The organism is Lysinibacillus sp. CD3-6 (assembly GCF_006351725.2).
Taxonomy (GTDB): domain Bacteria; phylum Bacillota; class Bacilli; order Bacillales_A; family Planococcaceae; genus Lysinibacillus.
This window is the reverse complement of sequence record NZ_CP085880.1, coordinates 888,967-913,725: the sequence shown is the minus strand read 5'-3', so window position 1 is coordinate 913,725 and position 24,759 is coordinate 888,967. Positions and strand designations below refer to the sequence as shown.

38 protein-coding genes are annotated in these 24,759 nt (G+C 35.8%); 6 read left to right on the top strand and 32 right to left on the bottom strand.

Annotation, left to right across the window (positions count from 1 at the left end):
• Window positions 1-78 precede the first annotated feature (78 nt).
• On the top strand, window positions 79-471 hold the full coding sequence (locus tag FH508_RS04265) for a DoxX family protein (RefSeq protein WP_139860728.1): 393 nt from the start codon (window positions 79-81) through the stop codon (window positions 469-471).
• Window positions 472-548: 77 nt separating this feature from the next.
• Here FH508_RS04265 and FH508_RS04260 read toward each other — a convergent pair whose 3' ends face one another.
• The 3 genes from FH508_RS04260 to FH508_RS04250 all read right to left on the bottom strand — a co-directional run bounded on the left by FH508_RS04260 (window position 549) and on the right by FH508_RS04250 (window position 2,308).
• Window positions 549-1,415, bottom strand: coding sequence for an NAD(P)-dependent oxidoreductase (locus FH508_RS04260; RefSeq protein ID WP_139860726.1), 867 nt, complete (start codon window positions 1,413-1,415; stop codon window positions 549-551).
• A 418-nt stretch (window positions 1,416-1,833) separates the two neighbouring features.
• Window positions 1,834-2,025 carry an aspartyl-phosphate phosphatase Spo0E family protein gene (locus FH508_RS04255; RefSeq protein WP_024362260.1) on the bottom strand — a complete coding sequence of 64 codons (192 nt, stop codon included), beginning with the start codon at window positions 2,023-2,025 and terminating at the stop codon, window positions 1,834-1,836.
• A gap of 94 nt (window positions 2,026-2,119) precedes the next feature.
• Entirely contained in the window at window positions 2,120-2,308 is a 189-nt protein-coding gene (locus FH508_RS04250) for a hypothetical protein (RefSeq protein WP_173477969.1), read from the bottom strand.
• A 126-nt stretch (window positions 2,309-2,434) separates the two neighbouring features.
• On the opposite strand from FH508_RS04250, the gene FH508_RS04245 reads away from it, so the two are divergent.
• From FH508_RS04245 to FH508_RS04235, 3 genes are all read left to right on the top strand, one after another.
• Entirely contained in the window at window positions 2,435-2,623 is a 189-nt protein-coding gene (locus FH508_RS04245; protein WP_024362262.1) for a YkvS family protein, read from the top strand.
• 80 nt (window positions 2,624-2,703) lie between these two features.
• Window positions 2,704-3,321 (top strand): CPBP family intramembrane glutamic endopeptidase, encoded by a 618-nt coding sequence (locus FH508_RS04240; protein WP_173477970.1) that lies wholly within the window; start codon window positions 2,704-2,706, stop codon window positions 3,319-3,321.
• A gap of 62 nt (window positions 3,322-3,383) precedes the next feature.
• Entirely contained in the window at window positions 3,384-4,055 is a 672-nt protein-coding gene (locus tag FH508_RS04235; protein ID WP_173477971.1) for a hypothetical protein, read from the top strand.
• A 225-nt stretch (window positions 4,056-4,280) separates the two neighbouring features.
• On the opposite strand, the gene FH508_RS04230 is transcribed toward FH508_RS04235, so the two are convergent.
• Both FH508_RS04230 and FH508_RS04225 read right to left on the bottom strand, forming a co-directional pair.
• Window positions 4,281-4,730, bottom strand: a complete 450-nt coding sequence (locus FH508_RS04230) for a MarR family winged helix-turn-helix transcriptional regulator (RefSeq protein ID WP_173477972.1) — start codon at window positions 4,728-4,730, stop codon at window positions 4,281-4,283.
• 109 nt (window positions 4,731-4,839) lie between these two features.
• On the bottom strand, window positions 4,840-6,258 hold the full coding sequence (locus tag FH508_RS04225; RefSeq protein WP_228134382.1) for a PAS domain-containing sensor histidine kinase: 1,419 nt from the start codon (window positions 6,256-6,258) through the stop codon (window positions 4,840-4,842).
• A gap of 259 nt (window positions 6,259-6,517) precedes the next feature.
• Between FH508_RS04225 and FH508_RS04220 the strand changes: the two genes are divergently transcribed.
• Window positions 6,518-8,257, top strand: a complete 1,740-nt coding sequence (locus tag FH508_RS04220; protein WP_173477974.1) for a B12-binding domain-containing radical SAM protein — start codon at window positions 6,518-6,520, stop codon at window positions 8,255-8,257.
• 653 nt (window positions 8,258-8,910) lie between these two features.
• Here the strand turns inward: FH508_RS04220 and FH508_RS04215 are convergent.
• Window positions 8,911-9,069 carry a hypothetical protein gene (locus FH508_RS04215; RefSeq protein WP_173477975.1) on the bottom strand — a complete coding sequence of 53 codons (159 nt, stop codon included), beginning with the start codon at window positions 9,067-9,069 and terminating at the stop codon, window positions 8,911-8,913.
• 693 nt (window positions 9,070-9,762) lie between these two features.
• Here FH508_RS04215 and FH508_RS04210 point away from each other — a divergent pair.
• Window positions 9,763-10,383, top strand: coding sequence for a hypothetical protein (locus FH508_RS04210; RefSeq protein WP_173477976.1), 621 nt, complete (start codon window positions 9,763-9,765; stop codon window positions 10,381-10,383).
• 19 nt (window positions 10,384-10,402) lie between these two features.
• Here the strand turns inward: FH508_RS04210 and FH508_RS04205 are convergent, their stop codons facing one another.
• From FH508_RS04205 to FH508_RS04085, 26 genes are all read right to left on the bottom strand, one after another.
• Window positions 10,403-10,759: a YhjD family protein gene (locus FH508_RS04205; RefSeq protein WP_173477977.1), complete on the bottom strand. Its 357-nt coding sequence runs from the start codon at window positions 10,757-10,759 to the stop codon at window positions 10,403-10,405.
• The gene (locus tag FH508_RS04200; protein ID WP_173477978.1) at window positions 10,752-11,090 is read right to left on the bottom strand and encodes a YolD-like family protein; all 339 of its coding nucleotides are present in this window, start codon (window positions 11,088-11,090) and stop codon (window positions 10,752-10,754) included. Before FH508_RS04200 ends, FH508_RS04205 begins: the two co-directional genes overlap by 8 nt.
• 18 nt (window positions 11,091-11,108) lie before the next feature.
• Window positions 11,109-11,381 (bottom strand): YolD-like family protein, encoded by a 273-nt coding sequence (locus FH508_RS04195; RefSeq protein WP_173477979.1) that lies wholly within the window; start codon window positions 11,379-11,381, stop codon window positions 11,109-11,111.
• A 115-nt stretch (window positions 11,382-11,496) separates the two neighbouring features.
• Complete coding sequence (locus FH508_RS04190; RefSeq protein ID WP_173477980.1) at window positions 11,497-12,180, bottom strand: peptidoglycan recognition protein family protein; 684 nt, start codon at window positions 12,178-12,180, stop codon at window positions 11,497-11,499.
• Window positions 12,180-12,446: a holin gene (locus FH508_RS04185; RefSeq protein ID WP_173477981.1), complete on the bottom strand. Its 267-nt coding sequence runs from the start codon at window positions 12,444-12,446 to the stop codon at window positions 12,180-12,182. The genes FH508_RS04190 and FH508_RS04185 overlap by 1 nt, the downstream gene beginning before the upstream one ends.
• Window positions 12,446-12,745: a hypothetical protein gene (locus FH508_RS04180; RefSeq protein ID WP_173477982.1), complete on the bottom strand. Its 300-nt coding sequence runs from the start codon at window positions 12,743-12,745 to the stop codon at window positions 12,446-12,448. Before FH508_RS04180 ends, FH508_RS04185 begins: the two co-directional genes overlap by 1 nt.
• Before the next feature lie 135 nt (window positions 12,746-12,880).
• Entirely contained in the window at window positions 12,881-13,090 is a 210-nt protein-coding gene (locus FH508_RS04175; protein ID WP_173477983.1) for a hypothetical protein, read from the bottom strand.
• A 198-nt stretch (window positions 13,091-13,288) separates the two neighbouring features.
• Complete coding sequence (locus FH508_RS24085) at window positions 13,289-13,450, bottom strand: hemoblobin-interacting domain-containing protein (protein ID WP_173477984.1); 162 nt, start codon at window positions 13,448-13,450, stop codon at window positions 13,289-13,291.
• A 352-nt stretch (window positions 13,451-13,802) separates the two neighbouring features.
• Window positions 13,803-13,967: a hypothetical protein gene (locus FH508_RS04170; protein WP_173477985.1), complete on the bottom strand. Its 165-nt coding sequence runs from the start codon at window positions 13,965-13,967 to the stop codon at window positions 13,803-13,805.
• Between the two features lie 11 nt (window positions 13,968-13,978).
• Window positions 13,979-14,245, bottom strand: coding sequence for a hypothetical protein (locus FH508_RS04165; protein ID WP_139859943.1), 267 nt, complete (start codon window positions 14,243-14,245; stop codon window positions 13,979-13,981).
• A gap of 12 nt (window positions 14,246-14,257) precedes the next feature.
• Complete coding sequence (locus FH508_RS04160) at window positions 14,258-14,695, bottom strand: hypothetical protein (protein ID WP_139859944.1); 438 nt, start codon at window positions 14,693-14,695, stop codon at window positions 14,258-14,260.
• On the bottom strand, window positions 14,696-15,019 hold the full coding sequence (locus tag FH508_RS04155; RefSeq protein WP_139859946.1) for a hypothetical protein: 324 nt from the start codon (window positions 15,017-15,019) through the stop codon (window positions 14,696-14,698).
• A gap of 15 nt (window positions 15,020-15,034) precedes the next feature.
• Window positions 15,035-15,676, bottom strand: a complete 642-nt coding sequence (locus tag FH508_RS04150; protein WP_139859948.1) for a baseplate wedge 1 family protein — start codon at window positions 15,674-15,676, stop codon at window positions 15,035-15,037.
• Complete coding sequence (locus FH508_RS04145; RefSeq protein ID WP_139859950.1) at window positions 15,669-16,850, bottom strand: baseplate J/gp47 family protein; 1,182 nt, start codon at window positions 16,848-16,850, stop codon at window positions 15,669-15,671. The genes FH508_RS04150 and FH508_RS04145 overlap by 8 nt, the downstream gene beginning before the upstream one ends.
• On the bottom strand, window positions 16,837-17,190 hold the full coding sequence (locus FH508_RS04140) for a contractile injection system sheath initiator (protein ID WP_139859951.1): 354 nt from the start codon (window positions 17,188-17,190) through the stop codon (window positions 16,837-16,839). Before FH508_RS04140 ends, FH508_RS04145 begins: the two co-directional genes overlap by 14 nt.
• Window positions 17,190-17,654, bottom strand: coding sequence for a Gp138 family membrane-puncturing spike protein (locus tag FH508_RS04135; RefSeq protein ID WP_139859953.1), 465 nt, complete (start codon window positions 17,652-17,654; stop codon window positions 17,190-17,192). The genes FH508_RS04140 and FH508_RS04135 overlap by 1 nt, the downstream gene beginning before the upstream one ends.
• Complete coding sequence (locus tag FH508_RS04130; RefSeq protein ID WP_173477986.1) at window positions 17,651-18,451, bottom strand: phage protein; 801 nt, start codon at window positions 18,449-18,451, stop codon at window positions 17,651-17,653. The genes FH508_RS04135 and FH508_RS04130 overlap by 4 nt, the downstream gene beginning before the upstream one ends.
• A complete protein-coding gene (locus FH508_RS04125; protein WP_173477987.1) occupies window positions 18,444-18,767 on the bottom strand; it encodes a phage baseplate plug family protein in 324 nt (107 codons plus the stop codon). The genes FH508_RS04130 and FH508_RS04125 overlap by 8 nt, the downstream gene beginning before the upstream one ends.
• Before the next feature lie 2 nt (window positions 18,768-18,769).
• Complete coding sequence (locus FH508_RS04120; protein WP_173477988.1) at window positions 18,770-19,366, bottom strand: LysM peptidoglycan-binding domain-containing protein; 597 nt, start codon at window positions 19,364-19,366, stop codon at window positions 18,770-18,772.
• A 3-nt stretch (window positions 19,367-19,369) separates the two neighbouring features.
• Window positions 19,370-21,442, bottom strand: coding sequence for a phage tail protein (locus tag FH508_RS04115; RefSeq protein ID WP_173477989.1), 2,073 nt, complete (start codon window positions 21,440-21,442; stop codon window positions 19,370-19,372).
• 178 nt (window positions 21,443-21,620) lie between these two features.
• Window positions 21,621-21,890: a hypothetical protein gene (locus tag FH508_RS04110; RefSeq protein WP_228134381.1), complete on the bottom strand. Its 270-nt coding sequence runs from the start codon at window positions 21,888-21,890 to the stop codon at window positions 21,621-21,623.
• Between the two features lie 100 nt (window positions 21,891-21,990).
• Window positions 21,991-22,395: a phage structural protein gene (locus FH508_RS04105; protein WP_173477991.1), complete on the bottom strand. Its 405-nt coding sequence runs from the start codon at window positions 22,393-22,395 to the stop codon at window positions 21,991-21,993.
• A gap of 12 nt (window positions 22,396-22,407) precedes the next feature.
• Window positions 22,408-23,406, bottom strand: a complete 999-nt coding sequence (locus FH508_RS04100) for a DUF3383 family protein (protein WP_173477992.1) — start codon at window positions 23,404-23,406, stop codon at window positions 22,408-22,410.
• Window positions 23,406-23,912, bottom strand: a complete 507-nt coding sequence (locus tag FH508_RS04095; RefSeq protein ID WP_173477993.1) for a phage neck terminator protein — start codon at window positions 23,910-23,912, stop codon at window positions 23,406-23,408. The genes FH508_RS04100 and FH508_RS04095 overlap by 1 nt, the downstream gene beginning before the upstream one ends.
• Window positions 23,896-24,252, bottom strand: coding sequence for a hypothetical protein (locus FH508_RS04090; RefSeq protein ID WP_173477994.1), 357 nt, complete (start codon window positions 24,250-24,252; stop codon window positions 23,896-23,898). The genes FH508_RS04095 and FH508_RS04090 overlap by 17 nt, the downstream gene beginning before the upstream one ends.
• On the bottom strand, window positions 24,249-24,758 hold the full coding sequence (locus tag FH508_RS04085) for a hypothetical protein (protein ID WP_173477995.1): 510 nt from the start codon (window positions 24,756-24,758) through the stop codon (window positions 24,249-24,251). The genes FH508_RS04090 and FH508_RS04085 overlap by 4 nt, the downstream gene beginning before the upstream one ends.
• Window position 24,759 lies beyond the last annotated feature (1 nt).

Genomic DNA, 24,759 nt, shown 5'->3' with positions numbered 1-24,759 from the left:
TTAGTTACTTGACAAAAGTTGTTTTTAAAAATAAACTAAGTTACGAAATGTAAGTTGAAGAAAAGGAGTAATTACATTATGCAAAACATTGGTTCAACTATTTTACGTGTCGTTCTCGGCATTATTTTTGCAGTACATGGTTTTCAAAAATTCCAAGGCGGAATTAGCTACACAGCTGACTTTTTTAATAGTCTAGGTATACCAGGTTTTATGGCGTATATCGTTGCGATTATTGAATTAGTTGGCGGAGTTGCCCTTATTTTAGGCTTTGCAACAAGGATTTTTGGTGCTTTACTAACAATGACAATGATTGTTGCTATCTTTACAGCAAAGCTTAGTATTGGGTTTATCGGAGAAAATGGATTGGCAGGCTATGAGCTTGATTTAGCATTAGGTGCTATAGCTCTATACTTTGCTCTTGCAGGGGCGTCTAGATTTTCTTTAGATTCTCAACTTTTTAGTAAAGAATAGTGCCAGGCACTCAACAACAATGCAAAAAAAGTGTTAGATTGATTGCATCAATCTAACACTTTCTCTTTTATTACTGTCTATTGATAATACTTTAAAAGAGCCTGTGTACCATTGTCACCATAGCCCTCAGCGATCAGCTTGTTATACATTTCATAAGCTAATGCTAGTCCTGGTAAAGAAATACCCATATTCTTTGATTCATCTAAAGCAATTTTCATATCCTTTACAAAATGTTTAATATAAAAGCCTGGTGCAAAATCTTCGTTCATCATGCGTGGAGCTAAATTGCTTAACGACCAAGAACCAGCAGCACCTGATGAGATAGATTTTAACACCGTAGCTAAATCTAACCCAGCCTTTAAGCCATACGTAAGTGACTCACATACACCAATCATGCCAGATGCAATAACGATTTGATTGCACATTTTGGCATGCTGTCCTGCACCTGCTTCACCTTGATACACTATATTTGCTCCAAATTGTTGTAGTACTGGTGCAACTTTATTAAAGGCATGTTCATTTCCACCAACCATAATGGATAATGTGCCATTTTGAGCACCAACATCTCCACCAGAAACAGGTGCATCCAAAGCTTCCACCCCTAGCGTTTGAGCATGGGTATAAATCTTCTTCGCTAACGTCGGCTCAGATGTTGTCATGTCGATAACAATATTGCCAGCCTGTGCAGTTTTGAATAGACCATGTTCACCGAAATATACTTCCTCAACATCAGTTGGGTAACCCACCATCGTTAACGCTATATCCTTATCTTTAAAAGCTTCAGCTGGCGAACTAGCCCAACCAGCACCTAATGCCATTAACGGCTCTGCTTTTTCTTTAGTGCGAGTGTAAACTGTGACCTCATGTCCATTTTGCAGTAAGTGTTTGATAATGCTAGCACCCATAACACCAGTACCAATAAATGCAATACGCTCTTTTCCCATATGTAAGGACTCCTTTACTTGAATCAATTTCATTCGCAGCAGGATGCACTATTTGCGGGCAAGCACCGAGCACTTCGTTCGCTTATCTTTCCGCCAAAGTAGTCGCATTGTACGCGTTTAAATGCTATTAATTCATTTAGTAAAACTAAACAATTGTTTCCTCTGCCCATAAACTGAGCTATAAGGAGTTGTTGCTTAGCTTATGATGTGTTTTTAGTGTAGTTGAATCAGTTCAATAATTCAAATTCTTCTTAAAACTTGTACTAATTTTATTATGTATGGCATATATACCGAATAAGCAAAAAAAAGAGAGCAGGTGATGGGAATCACTGCTCTAAAGGGGGAAATGAGAATGTTGCTGTGTTCATATTAACTATTCCCCAGTAAATGCATTTTTAAACATCTAATCTAAAAAGTTTTACTCTGAATACTGAAACAAATCATCCTGATCTTCTTCTTCTAATGTTGTCTGTCTATAATAAGTATTCATTAACTGATCTAGTCTGCGACTCAGTTGAATGGTTTTTGCATTCTGTAACCCGTTTTCAACACCAGAGCGAATCATCATCTCACGAGTTTGTTCCATTTGTTTCAAGAGTAGATTGACCATTCATACAACCCTCCAACATACAAATAATCATACCATTATTATACATTTATATTTCATTTCTTACAGCATTAAGTTACGACAATGTTCGACAAATTTAACTCCTAGGAATTTCCAAATAAGTATAGATGATAATCCCATTTTGTTTTGCTTCACCTCTAAAATGTTTAAATAGCGGGTGCTTCACTAATACTTCACGAAACTCATAAAATTGGTCTTTCGTAATTTCAATACTTTGTATTTCTCCCTCTTGTAATTGTTTAAGTATTTTTTCATATTGTTCCATTTTTTCTATTCCCTTCTCTTTCCTTATTTTGTGTATCAAAATTATGAATTATTCAAAAAAAGCTTTACGTTTTCCTTTTTTTCATGCAAACTGTATATTATTAGTCGATGAAGGAGCTGACTGTCTGTGAAAATAGCTGAAGTTGGAAATATTATCGAGTTTAAAAATGGTTTGCAAGGTATTGTTGAAAAAGTAAATGAAAATTCGGTGATCGTTGATCTAACATATATGGAGAATTTTGATTCCCTTGAAATTGAAGAGAAAACGGTCGTCAACCATAAACGTTACAAAATCTTATATGCAAGTGAAGCTTAATATTCTGAATAGTCCCTTTTTGTCTTTATAGATGATTAGGGACTATTTTTTTGGTAAAATTAAAGTATGGAGGTCGAATTATGCAAACAAATTCGAAACAAACAATAATACTTCTCCTTTCTTTATTATTCGTTTATGGTATGCTTGCTTTCACATTTGCTAATCCAGCTGTATTTTGGTACTTGTATGCATTCACACTGCTCGTATGTATAGCTATTGCTATTCTTTCAGGTACGATTGAAGATCAATTGCCTACTTGGAAGTTTCTAATTTTCGGCATAGGGTATGGTACTATCACATATGGCATTATACGTTTTGGTTATTGGCTCGCTCCATATATAAATGATCGGCTAGTAGTAACTGTGAAAAAGTTTTTAACTGTTTACGGTCCACAAAATATTTGGCACTATATTTTACTTGTGTTTATTGTTGCCATTGGCGAAGAACTATTTTGGCGTGGATACGTACAACAACAATTAAAGCGTTTTATGCGCCCTGTTTTAGCAGTGGTCGTAACAGCCATTTTATGTTCCATCTCAATTGCATTTAGTGGTTTTAAGCTAGGTATAGTTGCAGCTCTTGTTACAAGTCTTATTTGGGGCTTTATTTATGAATGGCGCAAGAGTATGCCGTTAGTTATTGTGGCCCATGTTGTTTTTGTTCTACTGTTGTTTTTAGTGTTACCTTTAACATCATAACAAAAAAAATTGGAAACATTTTATCTTTTATTAGCGTTTAATATAGAAAAGGAGGGCTTTTCATGCAAAAAAAATTATTTTCAATGCTTGCATTATTACTAACAGCTGTTATATTCGTGGGGTGTAATACCTCTGATAAGACAGAACAATCAGATGCTGAACAAAATGAACCAGCGAACTCACAACAACCATCTGACAATGAAACTGCAGGCGATGACAAGCAAGAAACGCCTACATCAAATGATGCCAATACAGACACACAAGCTAAACCAGAACAAGAAGTGCAATACGTTCAAAATGGTGTCGACAAAAAGGAAACAGCAACTGAATCTGATAGTGTGGATCAAGGCTATAAATTCCAACAACTACCTGAATTTACGCTTTCTCAAGAAGAACCAGGAAAAGACATGTTAGTATCAAATGCTGATGATGAAGTATTTATGCGTATTGAAGCTACAAATGCTTCTGAAACAAGCTATGATGCTGTAAAAACATCTATGCAAGACTACATGAATGCAGTTGGAGGCACAGTACCATTATCTGCTGAGGAACTTTCTGCATTTAAGGATATTAAAAATATCGAAGGCTATGTTGTAGACTTTGATACAGAAAAAGTAGTGGGTGTCGTATTTGAAAAAGATGGACTCATTACAAAATTAACAATTCATGATAATGATAAACAAGATTTAACTGCTGCAATGCTTGCCATGGCAGCCACTATTTCTAAAAAATAATATAAATTATTTAAAAGGCCTTAGAATTCATTCTAAGGCCTTTCTTCTATTCGCTAACAAAAAACATAGGGCGACGGAGTCATCCCCTTAAAAAACCTTTCTAACAGGCAAAAATAGCTATTAAAATCGATTCCTTGCCAAAAACTATGTTATGTTCCTTTTTCACATCCTATATTTGGGCATAGAAAAAAGAATCGCCTCAAAATCCATTTGAGACAACTCTTTTTAATAAGACAAGTCTTTAATCGATAGTCCTAATTTTTTTAATAAGCCTATTGCTTGATCTTTTTCCTCGACTGATAAAGCACTCATCAATTCATGTAGATGTTGTTCATGCTTTGGAAATAATTCGCCCATAAACGCTTCACCATCCGCTGTAATTTCTGCATAGGTAACGCGACGGTCTGATGGACAGGAAACTCGTAAAAGATAGCCTCTTTTTTCAAGCTTATCAATTACATACGTAATAGACCCACTGGCAAGTAAAATTTTATTACCGATTTGCTGTAATGGTTGTCTCCCTTTATGGTAAAGGAGTTCTAAAACCGCAAATTCAGTAGGATTCAGACCATTCTCTTGAAAAAAATGATTTGTCATCTCATTAATTGCTTTATGGGCACGGGATAATACAATATATAATTTTAAAGTTTGCTTTAAATCTTCTTCTGACGTCATAACCTAGTCCTCTCAATTCGCTCTTTATACATGTCATTATAGCGACTTTTGAAAAGCATTGTCAAAAGCAATCAATAATAGCGCACTATTGAAATAATTTTCACTGTATTTAGGTTACTAAATACGCAGAATCCTTCGCAGAAACATCTAACGAGTCCAATTGATTGAATGTGTAAACTGGAAACTGCATATGGAAGCATGTCCCCTTCTGTACTTCACTTTGTACGCCTATTATACCTTCATGCTCTTCGATGACCTTTTTCACGAATGCAAGGCCTAGTCCTGTCCCTGATGATTTCGTCGTGTAAAAAGGTTGGAATAGGTTTTGGATTGTTTTACTATCCATACCACTGCCTTCATCTTTAATCATTAATTCTACAATCGTACAGTCAATAACATTCATTTCTACCGTAATTGTACCGCCATTATGCATCGCTTCCATCGCATTTTTTATAAGGTTCATAAATACTTGCTTTAGACGATTTTCATTGCCTCCAATATACACTTCTGTAGCAGTAGGAATATATTGAATCATAATTTTCTTCATCAAAGCATCTGGTAACATAAATTCGATTACTTGTTTTACAATTTGATCTAATTCGATTAATTCGATCTTCATGCTTGTCGGCTTCGACAAAACTAACAATTCTGACAAAATTTGCTCCATCCGTTGTAGCTCACTATCGATGACAGATAAATACATGCGCGATTCCTCATCTGCATTCAGCTTTAAAAGTTCCGTAAAGCCCTTTAAAGACGTTAAGGGATTACGAATCTCGTGTGCAATACTTGCAGCCATTTGTCCAACTACATTTAATGCTTCTTGATGCTCCACTTTATGCTGCAACTGCTTTTTCTCAGTTTCATCATTAATAACCGTAACGATAATATTATTATATTCATCGAAAACACTTGAGATTTCGTAATAGCAAGTTCTGCTTACTTGGGTTTCATCTACGACATGAATATTGGCATGTTTTTCACCCATCAATTTGGATAAATATGTTGTAATTTGTCCATTCTTCATTGTAAATGAGTCAAATATATGTTGATGCGCTTTATGAAGAAGCTGCGATTTTTCTATTTTTAAATACATTTCTGCATATTTGTTTAAACCAAGAATAATCCCACTCGCATCACTCACAATAACAGCATAGGGTAAATGATCATATGCACTGAAGGATTGTGAACGTTCCTGTTCCTTGCTAACATATAATTCAATCGCTCTGTCATTATTGATAGTTGATAGCTGTGCGACTATTTCTTCTGTGTTTGGATCATAGAAACATTTAAAGGACATCATTTCTAGATCGTTGTTATTTTTACGAATATTAAATATTTCTTCTGATCTTAACTCACTTTGTAGCTCCTTAACGAACTTAGCCCACTTAATATTGGATGGCTCGTCCATTGTTATATAACCTTTAAATGATGAATTAAGATCAAAAAGTTTAATAGCTGCCTCATTACAATTCAAAATTTTCCCTGATTTATTTAGAATAAGTGTTGGTGACGAAGTACTTTTCATAAGATTTCCAAAACATTGATTTATATCATTTTGCTTCAACTTTCTCACCGAACCTTTCAAAAGAGTAAAAAACCTCTCATTCGAATTTTGAGCCTTTACTATACTTTATGACTGTACGATTCTATTATTACAAAATTTAGTGAATTTAAGTATTTAAAATTATTTCACGAACCGTTCACAAAATAAATAGGTCTAAAGGATTATATTGTTTGTCAGCTACTTGACTGTTACAATTAGAAAGTGAAAGGAAGATTAATGCATGAATACTATTTTAACTACTTTAAACGCAAAATATATCCACACAAATTTAGCATTGCGTTATTTAAAAAGTGCTGCTTTACCTGAATACAATCCTGTCATTGCAGAATACACAATTAAAGACCCTGCATTTAATATTGTATCAGATTTATTTCAAAAAAACCCCGATATCGTAGGTTTCAGTTGCTATATTTGGAATATTGAAGAAACAATACACGTTATTAAAATGTTAAAAACGGTTTGTCCAAATGTTAAAATTTTGCTAGGCGGACCTGAAGTATCTTACGATGTCCATCATTGGTTACGTCGTATCGAAGAAGTTGATTTTATTGTCATGGGCGAAGGAGAAACTTCATTTAAGCAGTTACTACACCATTTGCATGGAGAAATACCTTTAGAAGATGTTCCAGGCATTTGTTACTTAGAGGACGGTAAAGTTCGAATTCACGCGCAAGCACCTAAAATTGACTTACGTGAATTGCCGAGCCCATTCCGCTTTGAAGAAGATCTACCACATCTAAGCAAGCGAATTCAATACATTGAGACAAGCAGAGGCTGTCCTTTTAGCTGTCAATTTTGCTTATCTTCTATTGAAGTGGGCGTACGCTATTTCAATAGAGAAAGTATAAAAGAAGATATTCGTTATTTAATGAATAATGGTGCTCGAACTATTAAATTTGTCGATCGTACATTTAATATTAGCCGTAGCTATGCAATGGAAATGTTCCAATTTTTAATAGATGAACATCAGCCAGGTGTAGTCTTCCAGTTTGAAATAACAGCAGATATAATGCGTCCCGAAGTCATTCAATTTCTAAATGATAATGCACCAAAAGGGCTTTTCCGCTTTGAAATTGGTGTACAATCTACAAATGATTTAACAAACACACTAGTACAACGACGTCAAAACTTCGAAAAATTAACGCGTACAGTAACAATGGTCAAAAATGGCGGCAAGATCGATCAACATTTAGATTTAATTGCTGGCCTACCAGAAGAGGATTATAGTAGCTTCAGACAAACATTTAATGATGTTTTTGCTATGCGCCCTGAGGAATTACAGTTAGGCTTTTTAAAGCTATTGCGTGGTACAGGTCTACGTTTGGAGGCTGAAAAGTTTGGCTATACGTATGTGGACTTAGCTCCATATGAAATTTTTTCGAATAATGTCTTAAACTTTGATGATATTGTCCGTATTAAACATGCGGAAGATGTACTCGAAAAATATTGGAATGCTCACCGAATGGATCATACAATCGAATATTTAGTAACAGAAGTATTTGATACACCATTTGATTTCTTCCAAAACTTCGGAACTTATTGGGAAACAAAGGGATGGTCACGTATTGGTCACCAGCTTGAAGATTTGTTCCGCCGTTTACTAGAGTTTTTAGAAACAGTGGAAAGTGCTAATTTACAAGTTATCCAAAGCTTAATGCAGCTTGATTATTTAAAGGCACAGCAATTCCAACCACGGAAATTATGGTGGAAAGATCGCCCAACCGAAGTGCAGCAAAAAGCACTTTACTCTGCTCTACGTGAAAATCCTACCATTGCAGGCGAAGAATTTGCTAACTTGAATTTAACTGAAAAGGAATTATTCAAGCATACCCTTATCATTCCGCATAATTTAGATTATCAAAAATTTGCAAATGGCAAAATTGTACAAAAAAACGGCTATCTTTTAACCTACTTCCGACACGGCCAAGAACCGTATTTTGCAACAATCCCTTCTGTTTAATAAAAAAGCGCTATTCACTTGAAATATTTCAAGGAGTAGCGTTTTTTTTAATTTGAAACTAAAATAATTCCATTTTTTAATTCATTCCATATCCTTCGCATTACGAATCAATTATAAATTCTGCCTACTAAAACTAACTTTTAGCGCTAGTAACGGACTCACAATGACAATAAAAACCATTAGAACAAATTACTTAAAATCTAGTTATTCACAACAAGTACTTTTTACCTATTATGCACTATTTTTATTCAGGAAATATTTTGTTAAATTTTCTAAATTTTTAGATATATTTTCGACAAATTTACTTTTTCGCTATTAAATGCTTAGTCTGAACGACTTTCAAAGGCAAATTTAATCTTGTAAATTGCATAAAAAAACAATTAAACATCCTAAAAAAGCCTAGCGAATAAACCGAAATATAGTTTCGCATCTCTTTGTTTTCCATTGAGCAAAACCACATACTTCATAAATCCACTACTTTACAATTGCTTACATCTGTTTACATATTAAATATTAAATACAATATAATAGTAGAAAGTCATTAAGCCTCGTCCTTTTCGATATTACAGTAAAGTACTTAATCTACTTGCTTTAGAGTATAGCAATGTACATAGAACCCATTGTAGCATGTAGTTATTTCTATTAGTAAAATTTTACAATGTACGTTTTACAACAGAAATTAATAATCCTAATGCTTCGCTATCTGTCATACTGCTTACTCGATCACTATGATCTCTTTTCATAATTCCTCGTTTGTGTGTTTCTTTTAGTAAGTCCTTTAATTCTTGTTTAGCTGTGCTTGTAAGTGACATAGTTAAGTTCTCCTTTTGTTTCTTTTTCATAACTGGGTTCACCGTTATCTGTCTTTTTCTACATTCTATTTCAGATGCCCCTCAGTTCTAATACAAGGTGGTGGTATTCAACCACTCTTAATAAGTTGTACCCGCACCCTAAAACAACTAAACTTTTTCTTCAGTATTTTTTCAGTGTATTTTTTCAGTGTCAGGCACGCAAACAATTTTGAAAATTTAAGGAAAGCCCATATGACCCGCAGCACAAATCTACGACAATTAAATGCAAAAAAACTGTAGCTAAACGCTCGAAAAATTTCGAGTTTAGCTACAGTCTCGGGGGCACAACCATTTATGCCCATTAAATCATTCTCGACCCATACTTCTGAATAATTACCCGATAATCACTCGTTTATTAGTGTGGTATCTTTATGTGTTTTTAGGTTTATTTGTACAGTATAATCCGTCTATAATTTCACTTTTGATTTTTTGTTGTCTTTACTTAGCTTATCTATAGGGGGCAAGTTAGGGGGCAAGATGAGGGCTTGTCATTATGTCAACACACTTGTAATGACAATAGTCGACAATTTATAATATTTTTCCCTATATAATAGTAGAAACTCATGGAACTAATTCATGCGCACTTTACTGACAACCCCTACCATTATTGATATAATTTATTGGTACTAATATACAAAAAGGAGACTATACATAATGAAGAAACCCTTCTATAAAAAATGGTGGTTTATTTTAATTCTAGTAGTAATCGTAATTGGTGCTATTGGGAATGCAATTGAAGGTGATGAAAAGGAATCTTCACAAAAAGAGGAAGCTCCAAAAGCAGAAACTAAAAAAGAAACTTCTGCTGAAGCTGGCAAAAAAGAAGAGAAAGATAATGAGGTTACTATCGATATGGCGGCCGCAAATGATACAAACGTGCCACTTGAAAAACGTATTGCCAAAATAGCTACTGACTTATTTGGCACAAAGACGACTGATGGTAGTGATCGTAATATCACTGTTGAAAGTATGGGCGACATGTATTATTTAAAAATGATGATTGACGATGCTGTTACAAAGAAAAACACATTAGACTACGCACAACGTAATACAGTGAAATTACTTGAAGTATTAAAAGATGTTGAAGATATGGGCAATATTAATATTAACTGGCAAGCAAACTTTAAAGATGCTTCAGGCAACAGCAGCATTGGATCTGCTATGACTGCATTATTCAAAAAGAGCGATATAGATAAGATTGATTTTGCTAATTTTAAGGCATCAAACATAAAAGACGCTGCGTCAAGTTATGGTACGCATAACGATTTCAAATAATATAGAAGAAAGTCACTCATTATTTTTCACATGAGTGACTTTTTAAATGTTCTATTAATAATTTTTCTACTTGTGATTTTAGAGCTTGCTTAGCATACCTCAGTATTACATCTTCTCCAGGAGTTTTCAAAACAACGTCACTAAAGTATTCGTCTACATGGATCCACTTCACTACCTCAATTTTTTGTTTAGCTAACATTCGTTTTTTATTAAAATAATCACTTCTTAAATCTTTCAATAGGTCATCAACTATTTTGACATATACCACTGACATTTTTAGATTTCCTAGTTTATCGTAATCATTCTGCAACGATTTTACAGCCATATCCAGAAGGATAAATTCATGTACATTTCTTCGCTCATCAGGCTTAATCATCAACGTCTACCAGTGACGCATTTTGTATCATATCAAAGGTAATATGCTTGATTGATAAATCAGTATCTAAAAGTAACTCCTTATTATAAATATTTGTCCCCGTAATCATTCCAATTTCATCATATAATTTTTGGCTTTTCCAAAGTGTGAGCTTAATTTGCTTTTTCATTTTGAAAGCTCGCTGTATTGTTTGCTCAATCTCATCAAGTTCCCATTCAGTCAACTCGCGCTTTTTATCGTAAAATTGCTCTTTTTTCCATTCCTTTAACTTAACTAAATGTTCGGGTAGCATCAATGATGTCCATTTCATATTTCCGCGGTCGTTTATCATTACAATCACTCTCCACAATTAATCAACGTCAGATACTTTTAAAATATCTAGAAAATGTATCTTATGGATGCCCATATTTCTGTCTTTTATGTGGATTAATTTAGTGTTTGCATCCATTTTTACGACTGTACCCTCTAACAGCTCATCATGTTTGTAAATTGTGTATGTATAAACTTTATATTCTTGCATCGATTCTGTTAAGGTATATGCGATTTCTTCAAGATCGAATTCATCACGATCTAAATGTTTAGGTTCTTTCTTTTTTGCTGGTGTTTTTGTTTTAACAGCCATATTAACTCCCCTTATTAGAACATTTGTTTGTTTTATTATAGAACATTAGTTCTCTTTTTGGCAATAAAAAAAATACCAGGCTCCCATTAAAAATATGAGTACCTGGTATCTCTGTTTATAGAGTGCGCTTTACAACTGAAATCAATAATCCTAAAGCTTCGCCATCTGTCATTGAACAAACTTTTTCACTATGGTCCACCTTTAAGATTCCTTTTTGATATGTCTCTTTTAACAATCCTTTCAAATCCTCTTTAGCAGTTGATGTTAGTGTGTTAGTCACTTTTGGTTCCTCCTTTTGTTGGATAATAGTTGTTGGTTTCATAGCCTCTTCGATTCGTTTTAAGAAGCTATTCCATCTGTTTTCATTTAAAATTCGATGCGGACAGTATTTTCCATTCCAGTCTTGATGCTTTTTAACTCGTTCAATGCCCCATCCATATTGTTTTAGTAACGAGGCTATATACTGCACTGCATTTTCCTCAGCAGCACTGTAACGAGGTCCGCCACTTTTGCTGTAACAAATTTCGATACCAATGGATTTGCGATTACCGTTACCTTGACCATCTCCACAATGCCAGCCGTTGCGATTATATGGGATTGCTTGAATAACCTCTTTGTCATCAACTGCAATATGGTAAGATACCTGATTATCATTAGTTATCATGTATTTAATCTCATTAGCTGCAGAAGCATCATTTGCCGTATTGTGAACTGTAATATACTGAGGTGTCATAGTGTAAGGCGATTTTATAGAATACTTACTAGTTGGCAATAAGTTTTGTTTAAAAACGTAAGCCATTACTGTTCACCTTCTTTTTTTGCAGCCTTTAGTAAATCAAAAGTTCCCGAAGCTGTTAGACCAGCAACAAAGCCAGCCATCAACATCACATATGGTGGATACTCTGATAACGGCCAACAAACTATGCCAATAAAAATACCAATCACTACCGACGTGATTGGCATGTATTGTGTATTAATTTTAAATGTCTTTTTCAGTACCTCTGAAACGGCTAATACGATAGCCACCATCACCATTGCAATCATAAAAATGTTTGTTAAATCCATTATTCATCATCCTTTTCATTGTTTTTATGTTTGAGCGAGTGTTTTTCGATACGGTCCACTCGACCTTCTAATACGTTCAGCGATCGGTTCATACCTTCTAGTGCGATTGCTGTTCTTTCTTGTGATTCATTTGACCGTTCTAGATGGTCCATTAATTTGTTTTCTCGTTCTTCTGCTCGGTTCATTAGATTATCATTTTTGCTTATTAAATAGCGAAATGCCCCAAACGCTATAATTAAACAAGCTATCGCCCATACTGCTTGGCTTGTAGCAATTTCATTTACTGCAGCTACATCCATTCCATCACCAATCCTTTGCCCTATTCAATTAAAATTAAAAAGCTATGAGAAGCATCGAGATTCAGTAACATGTACTGTTGCCCGTCTCGATTGTTCTCATAGCGCATAATAAAAAGCACCCTCAGTTGAGAGTGCTTATAATTCAGAAATTCCGGTAACTTTTATACTGTAATAACCATATTGTCTCTTTAATTCTTTAATAATTAAATCAATCAATACACGCTCTTCCAAAGTACCATCTTCTAAATCTTCATAAGAGTAATCATCAAAATACATTATTTCGAAACCTTTTTCTATCGGAGAATTTATAGTAGCATTATAAATAAATTTTACCGATATATTCATTATCATCATCTCCCTTTTAATTACCAAATTCGACAAATGGTATGATTTTCCTTCTAATGATGAAAATAAAAAGACAAAAAAGTTTTTACTTAAGTATGGTCAGTTACTGAACAATATGGGACAAATGTTTATCATTATAGTAAAAGCACCCTCAATAGAGAGTGCAATAAAACTAATTAATACTAAATTAACTCACCATTATAGGCCTGAAATAACCGTGACAATTGTATCTGGGTACCCTGTAGCTTTAATAGTTATTATCCAAGTTCCATCTTGAAGGAACCTACGATTTAGAAACTCAAGTTGTCCGTTGGTAAATTTAGCCTCATTTGTGTAATCAAATACATTAGATCCATACATATTATGAGTAAACGTGAAGCTCGTAAATGCAGCTCTCCAAGCCAAATCATCATTAAAACTAAATACAAAAGGTGTAGACCTTACTACCTGGTGGATACTAGAACTAGAACCTATAGTTAATGGAACCGCGTTTACATTTACGTTGCTATTCTCGTCTTATACCTTCTCTATATATCGGTTTTATAACGAGCCTTCACCGTACAGGCGACTTTCATCGCATACGGCGATCCGTCAACAATAGATCTTTATAACTTATTTCCCCGCATTTAATTATATATCAATTAAAATAATGTCAATACTGACGAATGTTAATGGTCATGTTAATTATCTGGTTAAGACAATAAAAATAACGCTAAGCATCTGCTTGCGTTTTATGCTCATCCATTATAGTAATTAGTTCCACATACTGTTCTTGTGAAATTTTCTTCATCATTAAAAATAAACTTAAATCTGATTCTAATGATTCGTAAATATAATTACCTGAATTGATAACAATTTTTGCTGCTTTGTAAATCATGCTTATTCCTCCTATAATCCAATTTCTTTTTGTAGTAATAACATTTCAGTGTTTAATAACGTTTGAGCTTGCATTTCTTTTTGCGTTGGTTGAGGTTCGACAGGAATAGGCTCTGGAATGATAGGTGCCGTAAATTCGCCTGTTTCTCGATTGTACGAACTACCTAACGCAACCTCTTTATCTGCTATGAAAATCATATTATTGGCAGCTACTTCACCACTTAATTGACTTATACCAACTACAACATTTCCAGCATCTAATTGTGCATATTTAAACATTTTACCACCGCCTTAATAAAATTCTATAACTTCCCAACTTAGAACAATGTTATTCGTAAAGTTCACATCTACTGTAGCACTAGGTTTTATTACTAATTGCGTTTCGCTTAATGAGTTAACATACGGTGGGAAGTCATTACTTGCTGACGTAAGGGCGATTCCGTATAATTCCACATGCGCCTTAGCTGGATTTATTTTAGCAAGAGTAATAGAAAATGAGGTTGCAGTTGAAATTTTAACTGCTCCTCTTTGAACACTTTTAACTACGCGACCTTCTAGTAAAGTTCCTACTTTAATGTCTATTTCTTCAACTTTAGTTGCTGTACTATCCACTTTAACTTTGGTGCTGTCTGTAGTTGTTTTTATTGCATCAACCACAGTTTTAACCCCATCAACCGCAGATTGTATTGCTAACTGTAATGTTTTAGTAGCCATTTTTAATACTTCCAACTACAGAACCTCCTCGTAAATAAACTCCGGTTCTCCGCCTACTGTTCGAAAGCCCCATCGATACCATTTGCCGTTGTCTAAAAATTTGTGAGGCATAATTTCTTCCAAATGTGCAGTAACTTTAGTTTCTAATTCATCTACTTGTTGTTGTAAATCTGCTATACCACCATTTTCTTGTAGTTCTTTCAACGCAATATATGAACGATTAAACAACCAATTCATATGTTGCGCTGATGGTTTCATACCAGGTTGCCAACCTGTTGTTTTTAAGCTTTCAGGTGGTTCAACACCTTGATTCGACCACACAGGTAATGCACTTACCATAATCTTCACTCTCCTTTAAATCGGTAGTTCATTGTCTTGCGAAGGTGTATAGACAGCACCAAAGTAACCCCCTATTACCTCATCATTTATATCTCCTAGGCCTTTATTGTTGTCGATAGTGTTTGTTATATCACCAAATTCGAAAGTTCCTGTAAGTTCAATAACACCAACCTTAACACCTGCAGCTACTGTCCTTTGAACAATCCTAACGAAGTTCGTAGGGTCAAGTCCTGCCTCATTTAATTTTGTTAATGGTAACTCAATGACTTTAATTGCAGCAGGTTCTGGTTCCTCTGGATCGTTCCACTTTTCCTTAATCCTTATCAGCTTGGGTTCGACTGATAATGCAATAGCCAGAACTTGAATTATGGTATCAATTGTTCCATCACTTAGATTTCGGGCTATTTTTGATTTCAGTAATATTCGATACACTTCATCATTCGCCACTCCGCGAGGTTGATTAACGTTTTGACCTATTAAATCAAGTCCAGCACCTTCAGCGTCGTCTATGTTCCTCCACTGCCTAATACGGTCATTTGTGGCTTGTACTTCTTGTGCTTCTGCAGCAAAGATACTCATTAGTTTAGAGATATTCGAATCTGGCGTTTTATCAAAGTAATCAGCAAATCGTTTTACAATTGATTTTGTACTAAACATTCACTGCCACCTCAATGTTATTAAAATGTGTTTGAGCAACTTCCTGTAAGCCGACTGATACATTTGAATCGTTATAAACTAAACCATCCGTAGATACCTCAACAGTAACGTCCTCAATACCGTCTACACTATAGGTACTGGCGATTAATCGTGACACTATTACATCATCACCCATGTTTAAACCTGCATAAGAGTTGTTACTTAGGTCTGTACCTCCGACATATTTGACGAGAGCTGATTTTATTTGATTAATGCCATTTGAGCTAAATGAAGTATTCGTTGTCACATTGACTTTGATGAAAACATTTACTTCATTAGCCCTTGTGAATCCTATCTGTTTTACATCGCCACTTAAATCAATCACTTCGACATACGTCGTACCATAAGGTTGTATGCCACCTGCTTTCTTTTCGTGGATAGCTTTAGCTACCTCTTCATCGCTGCCACCTAACACAAAAGTTTGAATCGCTCTTGGTGGTGTTCCATATTGGTCTATTACATCGCTGTAGTTTTCTATAACTTTAGCTGCACGTATACTTGATAACTTTAATAGATTACTTCGTATTGCGGCTGTTGTAGCTGAACCTATACCTTCAACAGTAATGTCAGCTCTTTCTCTAGCTTCGGAATCTGTTTCTTTTTCACGACCACCATTAGTCTTTCTAGGATTATTAACGCCGTTAATGTTAGCGTCAGGATTAACTATTTGAGTTATGGTATTTGCTCCTACATTGCCTTTTGCTCCGACTTCATAGGACACTATATCAACTAACCCTTTACCTTCATCATTGAGCGTTAAATCATAAAGTGTTTCGAAATAAATATCGTTATCTGTAGACACTAAAAAACCACTTTCAATAAAGTGGTTTGGTGTACCGATTATTTCTATTTGTCCGTAGGCAAAGTCAGCCAAATTACGGCTAATTCCCGCGTAAGGTAGTAACATATCTAACTGATTACCTTCAGCAGTCTTTCTATATCCACTGTGATAAACATCCTCTGTATCTTGCCAAAGAAGTGAAAAGAACCATGCCATAATGCGAATGATAATACCCAATACGGATCGTTCTGTAGTATTAGCATCCGCACCAAACTTTTCTTTTGCCTTAGCTGACATATTATCAACTAATTCGCTGTATGTTTTTCTTTTAAAACCAGTCTTATCTAATGCCACCTAAAACCACCTCCTCGTTTAAAAAAGTGCCATCAGTGAGGGTTACACTAAAAACAATTTTTCGAACTCGATTAACATCTTTTATTTCTATGCTATTTATTTCTCTAATTCGTTCCTCTTGTGAAAGTACACGCATAACCTCTGCTCTTGCTTCCTCTTTTGTTGATTTTTCTAATACACGCTTGAAATCAAGCCCTGTAGCCTCGTTTAAGAACCACTCTTTTAAGTTAGTGCCTAATGATATTCCAATACACTGAGCAACCTCTTTTTCACCTTCATCTAACTTGAAATCACCATTTTCAAAAAGTAAATCGCCATTTAAAAGCGCTAACGTTTTCACTAAAACACCCCCACTATAACAGCGTCGTGAATATCAAACATCCTGGCGGTACCCGGAAAAACATTATGACCGTTTTGTGCTTCATCAATGGATCGCTGGTTAAATATCACTTGTACTATGTCGCCATTTCTTAAGTCTGGAATCATTTCAACTGATTCTGTAAAAGTTATTACATTATGCACATGCTCGCCTGTACCTGTGTATTGAGCGTGAGGTGCAGTATCTGTGGTTATAGAAATCGGTGCATTGTTATGCACTTTATACCGTTGAAATAATACTGGTACATTTTCGATTGGAGCCAAAGAACTTTCACTTTGTCCGTATTCTTTCACTTTAAATAAAGGTTGTATCTTAGCTCTTCGATTACTCTCATCATAAGAAAGAACTTTGCAAGGCATAGCCGTATTTAAGTTCATAAATACTCCTTGTTGAAGGGTACTGAAAAAATCGGTCATATTCGTCATAAAACAGCCTCCACTTCAGTATAAAATGAGTTGCCTTTGCAAATATGTTTTCCCTTCTTCACACGAACTTTACTCTTCGTTACAATTGATTGAAGTTCAATAATAGATGCCGTATTCATTCTGTGTTGCAATAATGATTTTGCTTTGTAACCTTTGACAATGACACCTTTTCGCTCATTCTCAAAGTATTCAGGTGAGCCAATAAGTCCTGTATCTGGACTTAAGATAAATCGATGGTTATCACCCTCTGTAATGGGTCTTATATAGGTTTGTTGCCTTGAAATATAAGCCGATGCTCCGCAATCATTCGCGACATCTTGAATTTTCTTAAAGACTTCTCCATTGATAGAAAAACCTTTATCATATACTTTATTTGTTGGTAATTTGAGTACGGCTACTTTTAAACCTAACGCCTTCGTTAAATCTTTAAGAATGGCATCAGCTTTAATTTTTCCTTTATACGAACGTTGCAAGGTCTTTTTCACATTGAATGGATAAGTGTCTAATACTTTTATTACTGTTGCTCTATCTGCTCCTAATGGTGTTGTACTTACGCTATTAATACGACCATTTAGAATTAATCCTTTATCTTCAACATAACCAGCATTTATTGATATAGATTCACCGAGTTTTAGCTTATTTCTTGTTGATTCAGATAAATTGTAGATAGTAATTTCACTTATATTAGGTTCTAAGTCATCATCAAATGGAACTTCAAACTCAATATCTAAATCAGTATTATTAAACTTTAAATTACCTGTCACTACCTCTACATATCGTTTAAATAATTTACTCATAGCTGTTCACCAACTTTAAAAATACTGTTTTGTTCAGATTCTCATACGTTACACGTGTTTCTTTCCCTGATTCATCTAAAGGGATGATAGTTGGCGCTGGATAACGATGATCAAATATCTCGTTAAACAATGGCATAGCGTAAATAAGCTTTTCACCATAAACTAGGACCTCCCCATCTTTTTGTAAATCTAATGAGAAGTAATCATGTAACTCGTTGTATCGTATTTCTATTAAAAATAATTCAGCGCCCAATTCCACTTCAAAACGATAGGGAATGAGCGCTTTTTCAATTTCGATATATTCAAATTCTAACATCCCTACACCACCCTAATCTTAACTCCAATAGGTAATTTTTGAGGAGCATAGCCACTCCATTTTTGAATGTCTTGCCATTTAGTACCGTACTTTTGACCAAGAGAAGAAAAAGTATCTCCTTTTTTAATAACATGATACACTTCTTTCTCTTTCTTATTTTCGGTTTGTTTACGTCCTGCCTCTGCAACAGGTGCAGTAACTGCCTTAATTTCAGGAGCTACATAAGATGATTGAGCAATCCGCACTTCCTTTAAGGTGCAGCTAAAATTATAACCATTCATCACCTTAGAACTTGCTTTAATAGATAATCCACTCATGAGCATGTTCTTGTAGATGCGACGCCCTTCATACGTAACCAGTTGGCCTTTAATCTCTATATTTTTCAGCTTACTGATTAATGATTCAACTCTCTCATTAGTCGGTCTAATTAAGAGCCCAGATAATTTAACTACCTCTGGTTTCCGTTCAACGTGGTCAGATAAATCAATTCCCTTTTCAACCTTATGGGTAGGAATATCAACGTCAAAGTTAGCATCCTCACTTGTGACATGTATTAACAAACCGTTCAATTGAGCCTTACCAACCAATTCTTCTGCCATTGACTATCCCTCCCTTGGTACAGGCATTACACTCAATAAATCTCCAAACATTTCTTCCAAAGTAGCTTTCACACTAAACGCTGTCTCTTGTGGGTTATCACTACCTTGTACAATAATTTGTATAGGTGCAGAAACCTTCGTACTACTGGATGTATTATTAACAGTTTCTGTTGTTGAATAGTCCTTTGCTGGCTCGAACTGTGTTGCTTGATCTAGGTTAATTTCTGGATGCGTGCCATCGCCTTGTAAAATACCTCTATCACGTAATTTATCTGCTTCAACTGCAGGTAAAACAGCTTCATCTTTGTGTAATAATGCGGGCATTTCATCAAACGGTACTCGCCCTAGACCAATCTCAAATCCTGGCAAGAAACTCGAAACCTTCGATACTACTCCGCTAATCTTTTCACCAACGTCGAAGTTTTTGATTGCTTCTCCGACTGCTCCTAGCTTCTTCATTACCCATTCAATTGCATCAGCAATGCCATTAAACGCTTTGGAAATAGCGCTGAGTATAGGTTTTAGTATTGCCCATGCATTTTCAATCGAACTTACAGCCAAAGGGAACATAGGTACAATAACTTCGGTTACTAAAAACTTTATTATTGCCGTTAATCCTTCAAAAAGTGCTCCCCCAATTTTTAAAGCTGGAGAAATAATGTCCATCGCTACGCTAATAACTTCTTGAGCTACAGGGAACAACGGAACGATAACATTTTGAATTAATCCTTTGATAATCCCTGCTGTCATTTCGAAAATATTCATGGCCCCACCTACTATGTGGCCTATATATTCAAATGCAACACCGATATATTCTTGTGCTTGAGGTATAAGAGGGATTACGACATTTTCAACAAAATCAGTAATAGCTCCTTTTACTGTCGAAAATACTGACCCTATAATATCGAAGTAGTGTGCAATACCATCTGCTATCTCTGAAGGAACCCCAAGATTTTGCCATATATCCGATATCTCTCCTGTATCATAAACTAGTGACATTATTGATTCGTAAACGGCTGAAATAACGTCTTTTATAACAGAGAATTTACTAAAACCTGCAGATAAAAACTCCATAATTGGTCCAGGATCAACATTGCTTAAAGCAGTGCCTAATTTATCTAAAATAGATACTACTTGCTCAAGTATTGGAGCTCCAGCTTTTGCTAAAAAGTCTTGCCATGCTTGTTTGAGGTTTCCTATTACGTTCTCGTAACCATCCGACTCACGCGCTGCTTGCCCTGTAGCACCTGCTAATTCTTGCATGTTTTCTGCGTATTCTAATCGAGTAGCTTGCTTTGTAGCTTCATCCAGGCTAGACCATTCTTTCGTTGCAGCTACTACCCCTTCTTTTACTGCAAAGGCTGCTAACTGTGTATCATTAGCGAATAATCCAATCGATTCGCCACCTTCATAGTTACCTTTAATAAAGCTGTTTAATGCACTATTGGCATCCTCAAAGCTCTTATCATAGAATGCCGCGGCGTCTGCCACTACTGTAACAGCTCTTTCAGCCATACCTAGAGATTGCTCAGTATCTAAACCCAATCCCTTAAACATAGAAGTCATTTGAGTGATTGGCGCCTTAATACGACTTGGTAGCATTCCGAATTTATCACCCAGTTGTTCAACTGTTTCGGTTGCTTTAGTTTCCAACTCCCCAAATACCTGTTCAAACTGAGCGGTCAAAGCTTGAATATTAGCTGCTGCTTCAATTGCAGATACGCCAAATTCAATGATCTTATCAACAGCTATATAAGCTCCGATAGCTGAACCTATACCAATGATTGTGCCTTTTAATTTTCCAAATGCTCCATCGGCATCATTAGCGCCTCTTTCAACATCTCTTAAATTATCTCCGTCTAAATTATTCAATTGGCGGTCAACATCATAGATAATCTCACCTAAGTCATCGAAGTTATCTACTACATCTTCCGCATTATCTTCCAGATCATTTAAGCTACTGAAATCCATGTGTGATATAGCTGATATCACTTGGTTAATTCTTCTGTCTAACTCTCCTAAAGGGCCATCGTCAATATCCATACCGATTTCAACAAATAAATCACGAATACTCACGTTTTATCCTCCCTTCGCGGCATTCTTACGTTCGACATACACATCCATCGCAGCATTGAATTCATGTAGTTCATCTGGCGTCATCGTTTCGGCACGTTCAAAACTTAAAAAGCGCTCCATTACAGGGCGCCAGAAAAACCAATTTTCTTCAACTTGTTGCTTATAAGATTCGTATGGCTTACACGTCTTGAAAGAGGAACGTTGCTGCTGCTTTCATAACTTCAGATAGGCCACCGTTTTCCTCGAAGTGATCCCAATTTGTACGACCACCTTCAGCAGTAAAGACAACGTGGTCCATGAATTCGCTATAAAGTAATTCAGATGATGTTCCAACCTCTGTTTTAGCACGATCACGCATACGTAGTGACTCGCGTAAACCAGGGTGTTGGAAAGTGTATTTTTGTCCTTTTTGTGTTTCAAATTGCATTTGTTCGCCTTTTTTAGCCATTGCTTTTCGCTCCGTTTCCTTTTGTTTTAATTGATTTGTTATGTGTTGTTTTTTCATTACAAATTAAAAGAGTGAGCATAATGCCCACTCTCCTTTCGTTTTATTTAACTGTGTAATCAAATACTTTGATTGTATATACACGGTTAGCTACGGATTTACCATGTTCAATGTCCCGAACTTTTGTAACCATTGCCTTCGTGCCACCAACAACCTCTTTAATTTCGTTGTTACTGTTCACCCATACGGGGAACATTGTACGCTCATTTGCATGTTTATTAAGTGTTGTGATTGATGGCGATGTTTGATTCAATGTAATTTCGACTGTACCTAATGAATCTCCGTTGATCGACACAACTGCATCCCCTTGCGCTGATGAACTCGCTTCGAAGTTATCATTATCCTTCGAGCATTTGACCATAGTTCCATCTGCATAGCCTGTAATAAAAACGCCGTTTACGGTCGTCGTAACCTTTCGCGCATCATATGTGCCGATATGTCCTGTCATTTAAAAGCCTCCTTATACTAAAATTTCGCCATGAATTTTGGCCTCATGAATTGCTCCAGCAAGTTCAAAGCTAAACGACAACCCATTATATTTACGTGCCGCGCGATCAGATGCTAATACTTCATTTCGACTTTTAGCAGTAATCGTATATAAGTATTGTCCTGCATCATCAGTGCCAATTATGCCGTTCTGTCCAGCGATTTCTAGCACTGTACGTACAGCACCCTCAATTTGAGCAATACCACTGTCTGTGTAAGGGATTTTCGGGTTGGTTGATAACAAATACTGCACTTGTTGTTCAATGTTCAATTTCACCCAATCCTTGCCGTGAATTACATCGATATATTCTCCGCTGACTAGCGTACCTTCGCTTGTCTGGTCAATGCCTGCTTTAGTTACATAAGCAAATGCTCCACCTGTATGAATATCATTTAATTGTGTCGGTGTAAGGTCCTGTGGCGTAACAAATTTGAGTGTTTTAAACTTCCACGTAAGTGAACCTACTGGACGCGAACCAACTTGTCCAATTAAAGCAGCGTGTGGTAATTCAGCAATTGTATTATGTTGAATAACAAAAGTACGATCATATTTACCAGCTTTTAAAATTGCTAAATCTTCTTTGCTATCAACTACATGTGCAGCCATTTTTAATGCTTTTGCTTCTACCGCATCACTAATCGCCTTATAGTCAGTAACCGCGCCAGTATCCAACATTACAAAGTACCAATCGTTATAAAAATAGTTTTCTAATACTGTCACGGCAGTTATTGGATCGCTGTAAGTCGCGATAGCTACTTTCTCAGGTCTGTAATCCCCTTGTGCAAAGATTTGTTTTGCAATCTTATAACCATCTGACTCTTGACCTAATGCCTCTTTGATACCATCTAAATCAAGATATTCTTTGTAAGTACTTTCGCCAGCTTTATTAGCTAAAATCAGTGGCGTACCTAGCCCGATAAGCGCTGATGGTTTCTTAATGTCAATCGTGACTGTAACGTCTTGTAATGGCATTAAATCCCCTCCTTAATTTCGATATTTTCTATAGTTCCTGTTGCATCAATGCTATCTATAACATCGATTTCAAATGACTCTCGGCCACGTACTCGTAAACGAATATCAAAGCCATATCGACGTTCATATTCGATATTCAAAAAAACATCACGGTTCGTGATAGCCAGTGCTTCAACGACTGTAATGTTTACATCTGATAAATCAATATTTCCTTTGCCTAAAAAATAAGCTCTCGCTTTTTGTGCTATATCATGTGCATCCGCAATGTCACTAGCGTGGCATGTTATAGAAACAACAATTTCAATATCTTGCTCTATAACACCAGTAGCATCACCTACAACCGTTTCAGCAACTTGCCCTATACCTTGACCCGGTGTAGTAAATTTTATAGCCAGAAATGGATAATCAGGTTGTTTTGCTGTAGTTTCGGCTGTTATTGTCGTCACTCCGCTGTAACCCTTCAAACCTTTTATAATTGGTTGGCGTATTTCATTTAATTTGATCAAACGCACTCACTCCCTTACCTACATAGCGATAGAAATCTCCAAACGGTGTTAAATCAAGGCTAGTATCAATTTTGTATTTCATGCCTTGATGTTCGAACTTATCACCATGCTTGAAAGGTGTCAGCGAGTATACTTGCCTATCTGATTGAGTTACAAGTCCACCTAATTGAGCTATTGTTTTTATGTCAAAAGGAATAACAGCGCATTGTTTAGTTTCAGTTATTTGCTGACCGTTAACATACTCTCCATCGTCATTCCAACCACCATCAGCTACCCCGATAATGAAGGTTACATCAGTGCTGTATTTACGTATCAATCGGCTAAAATTGTACATGCTCAATCGATATCGACCTCCATTTTGTTAATAAGGCCACCACTATCTACTAGAGGATTGCTTGAACCCTTGCTAGAAACAGTGAATGGATGATTAACAGGATTATTTAAATCGATTGCATGCTCTTGAATTTTCCCTTTAAGCTCATTAGCTAATTGTTCAAAGAATGTTTCTACTGACAAGTTACCAGCAATCACCTTATCAATGAGTTGTTCTGCTTTTCTTTGTACATCCGCTTGGTGCAAATCGGCACCTGTCCTCATAAATGAACGTTCTGGAATGACAATATGAGTAGTTTCAGCCTTTAAATGCAAACCGTGATAAGCTAAGTAACCTCGCATTTTTTCCGTAACTTTTATTCTCGCTCCATATTCGTGTACAGCTGCAATCATTGCCATTTCACTATCTTTTACATAGCCTACTTTGGCTTTTTTGCTTCGAGCCTTGTTCAAGTCTCTTCGGATCTCAGGAATGCGATTATTGTCAGATATGTTTATACGGATGTTTGCCATA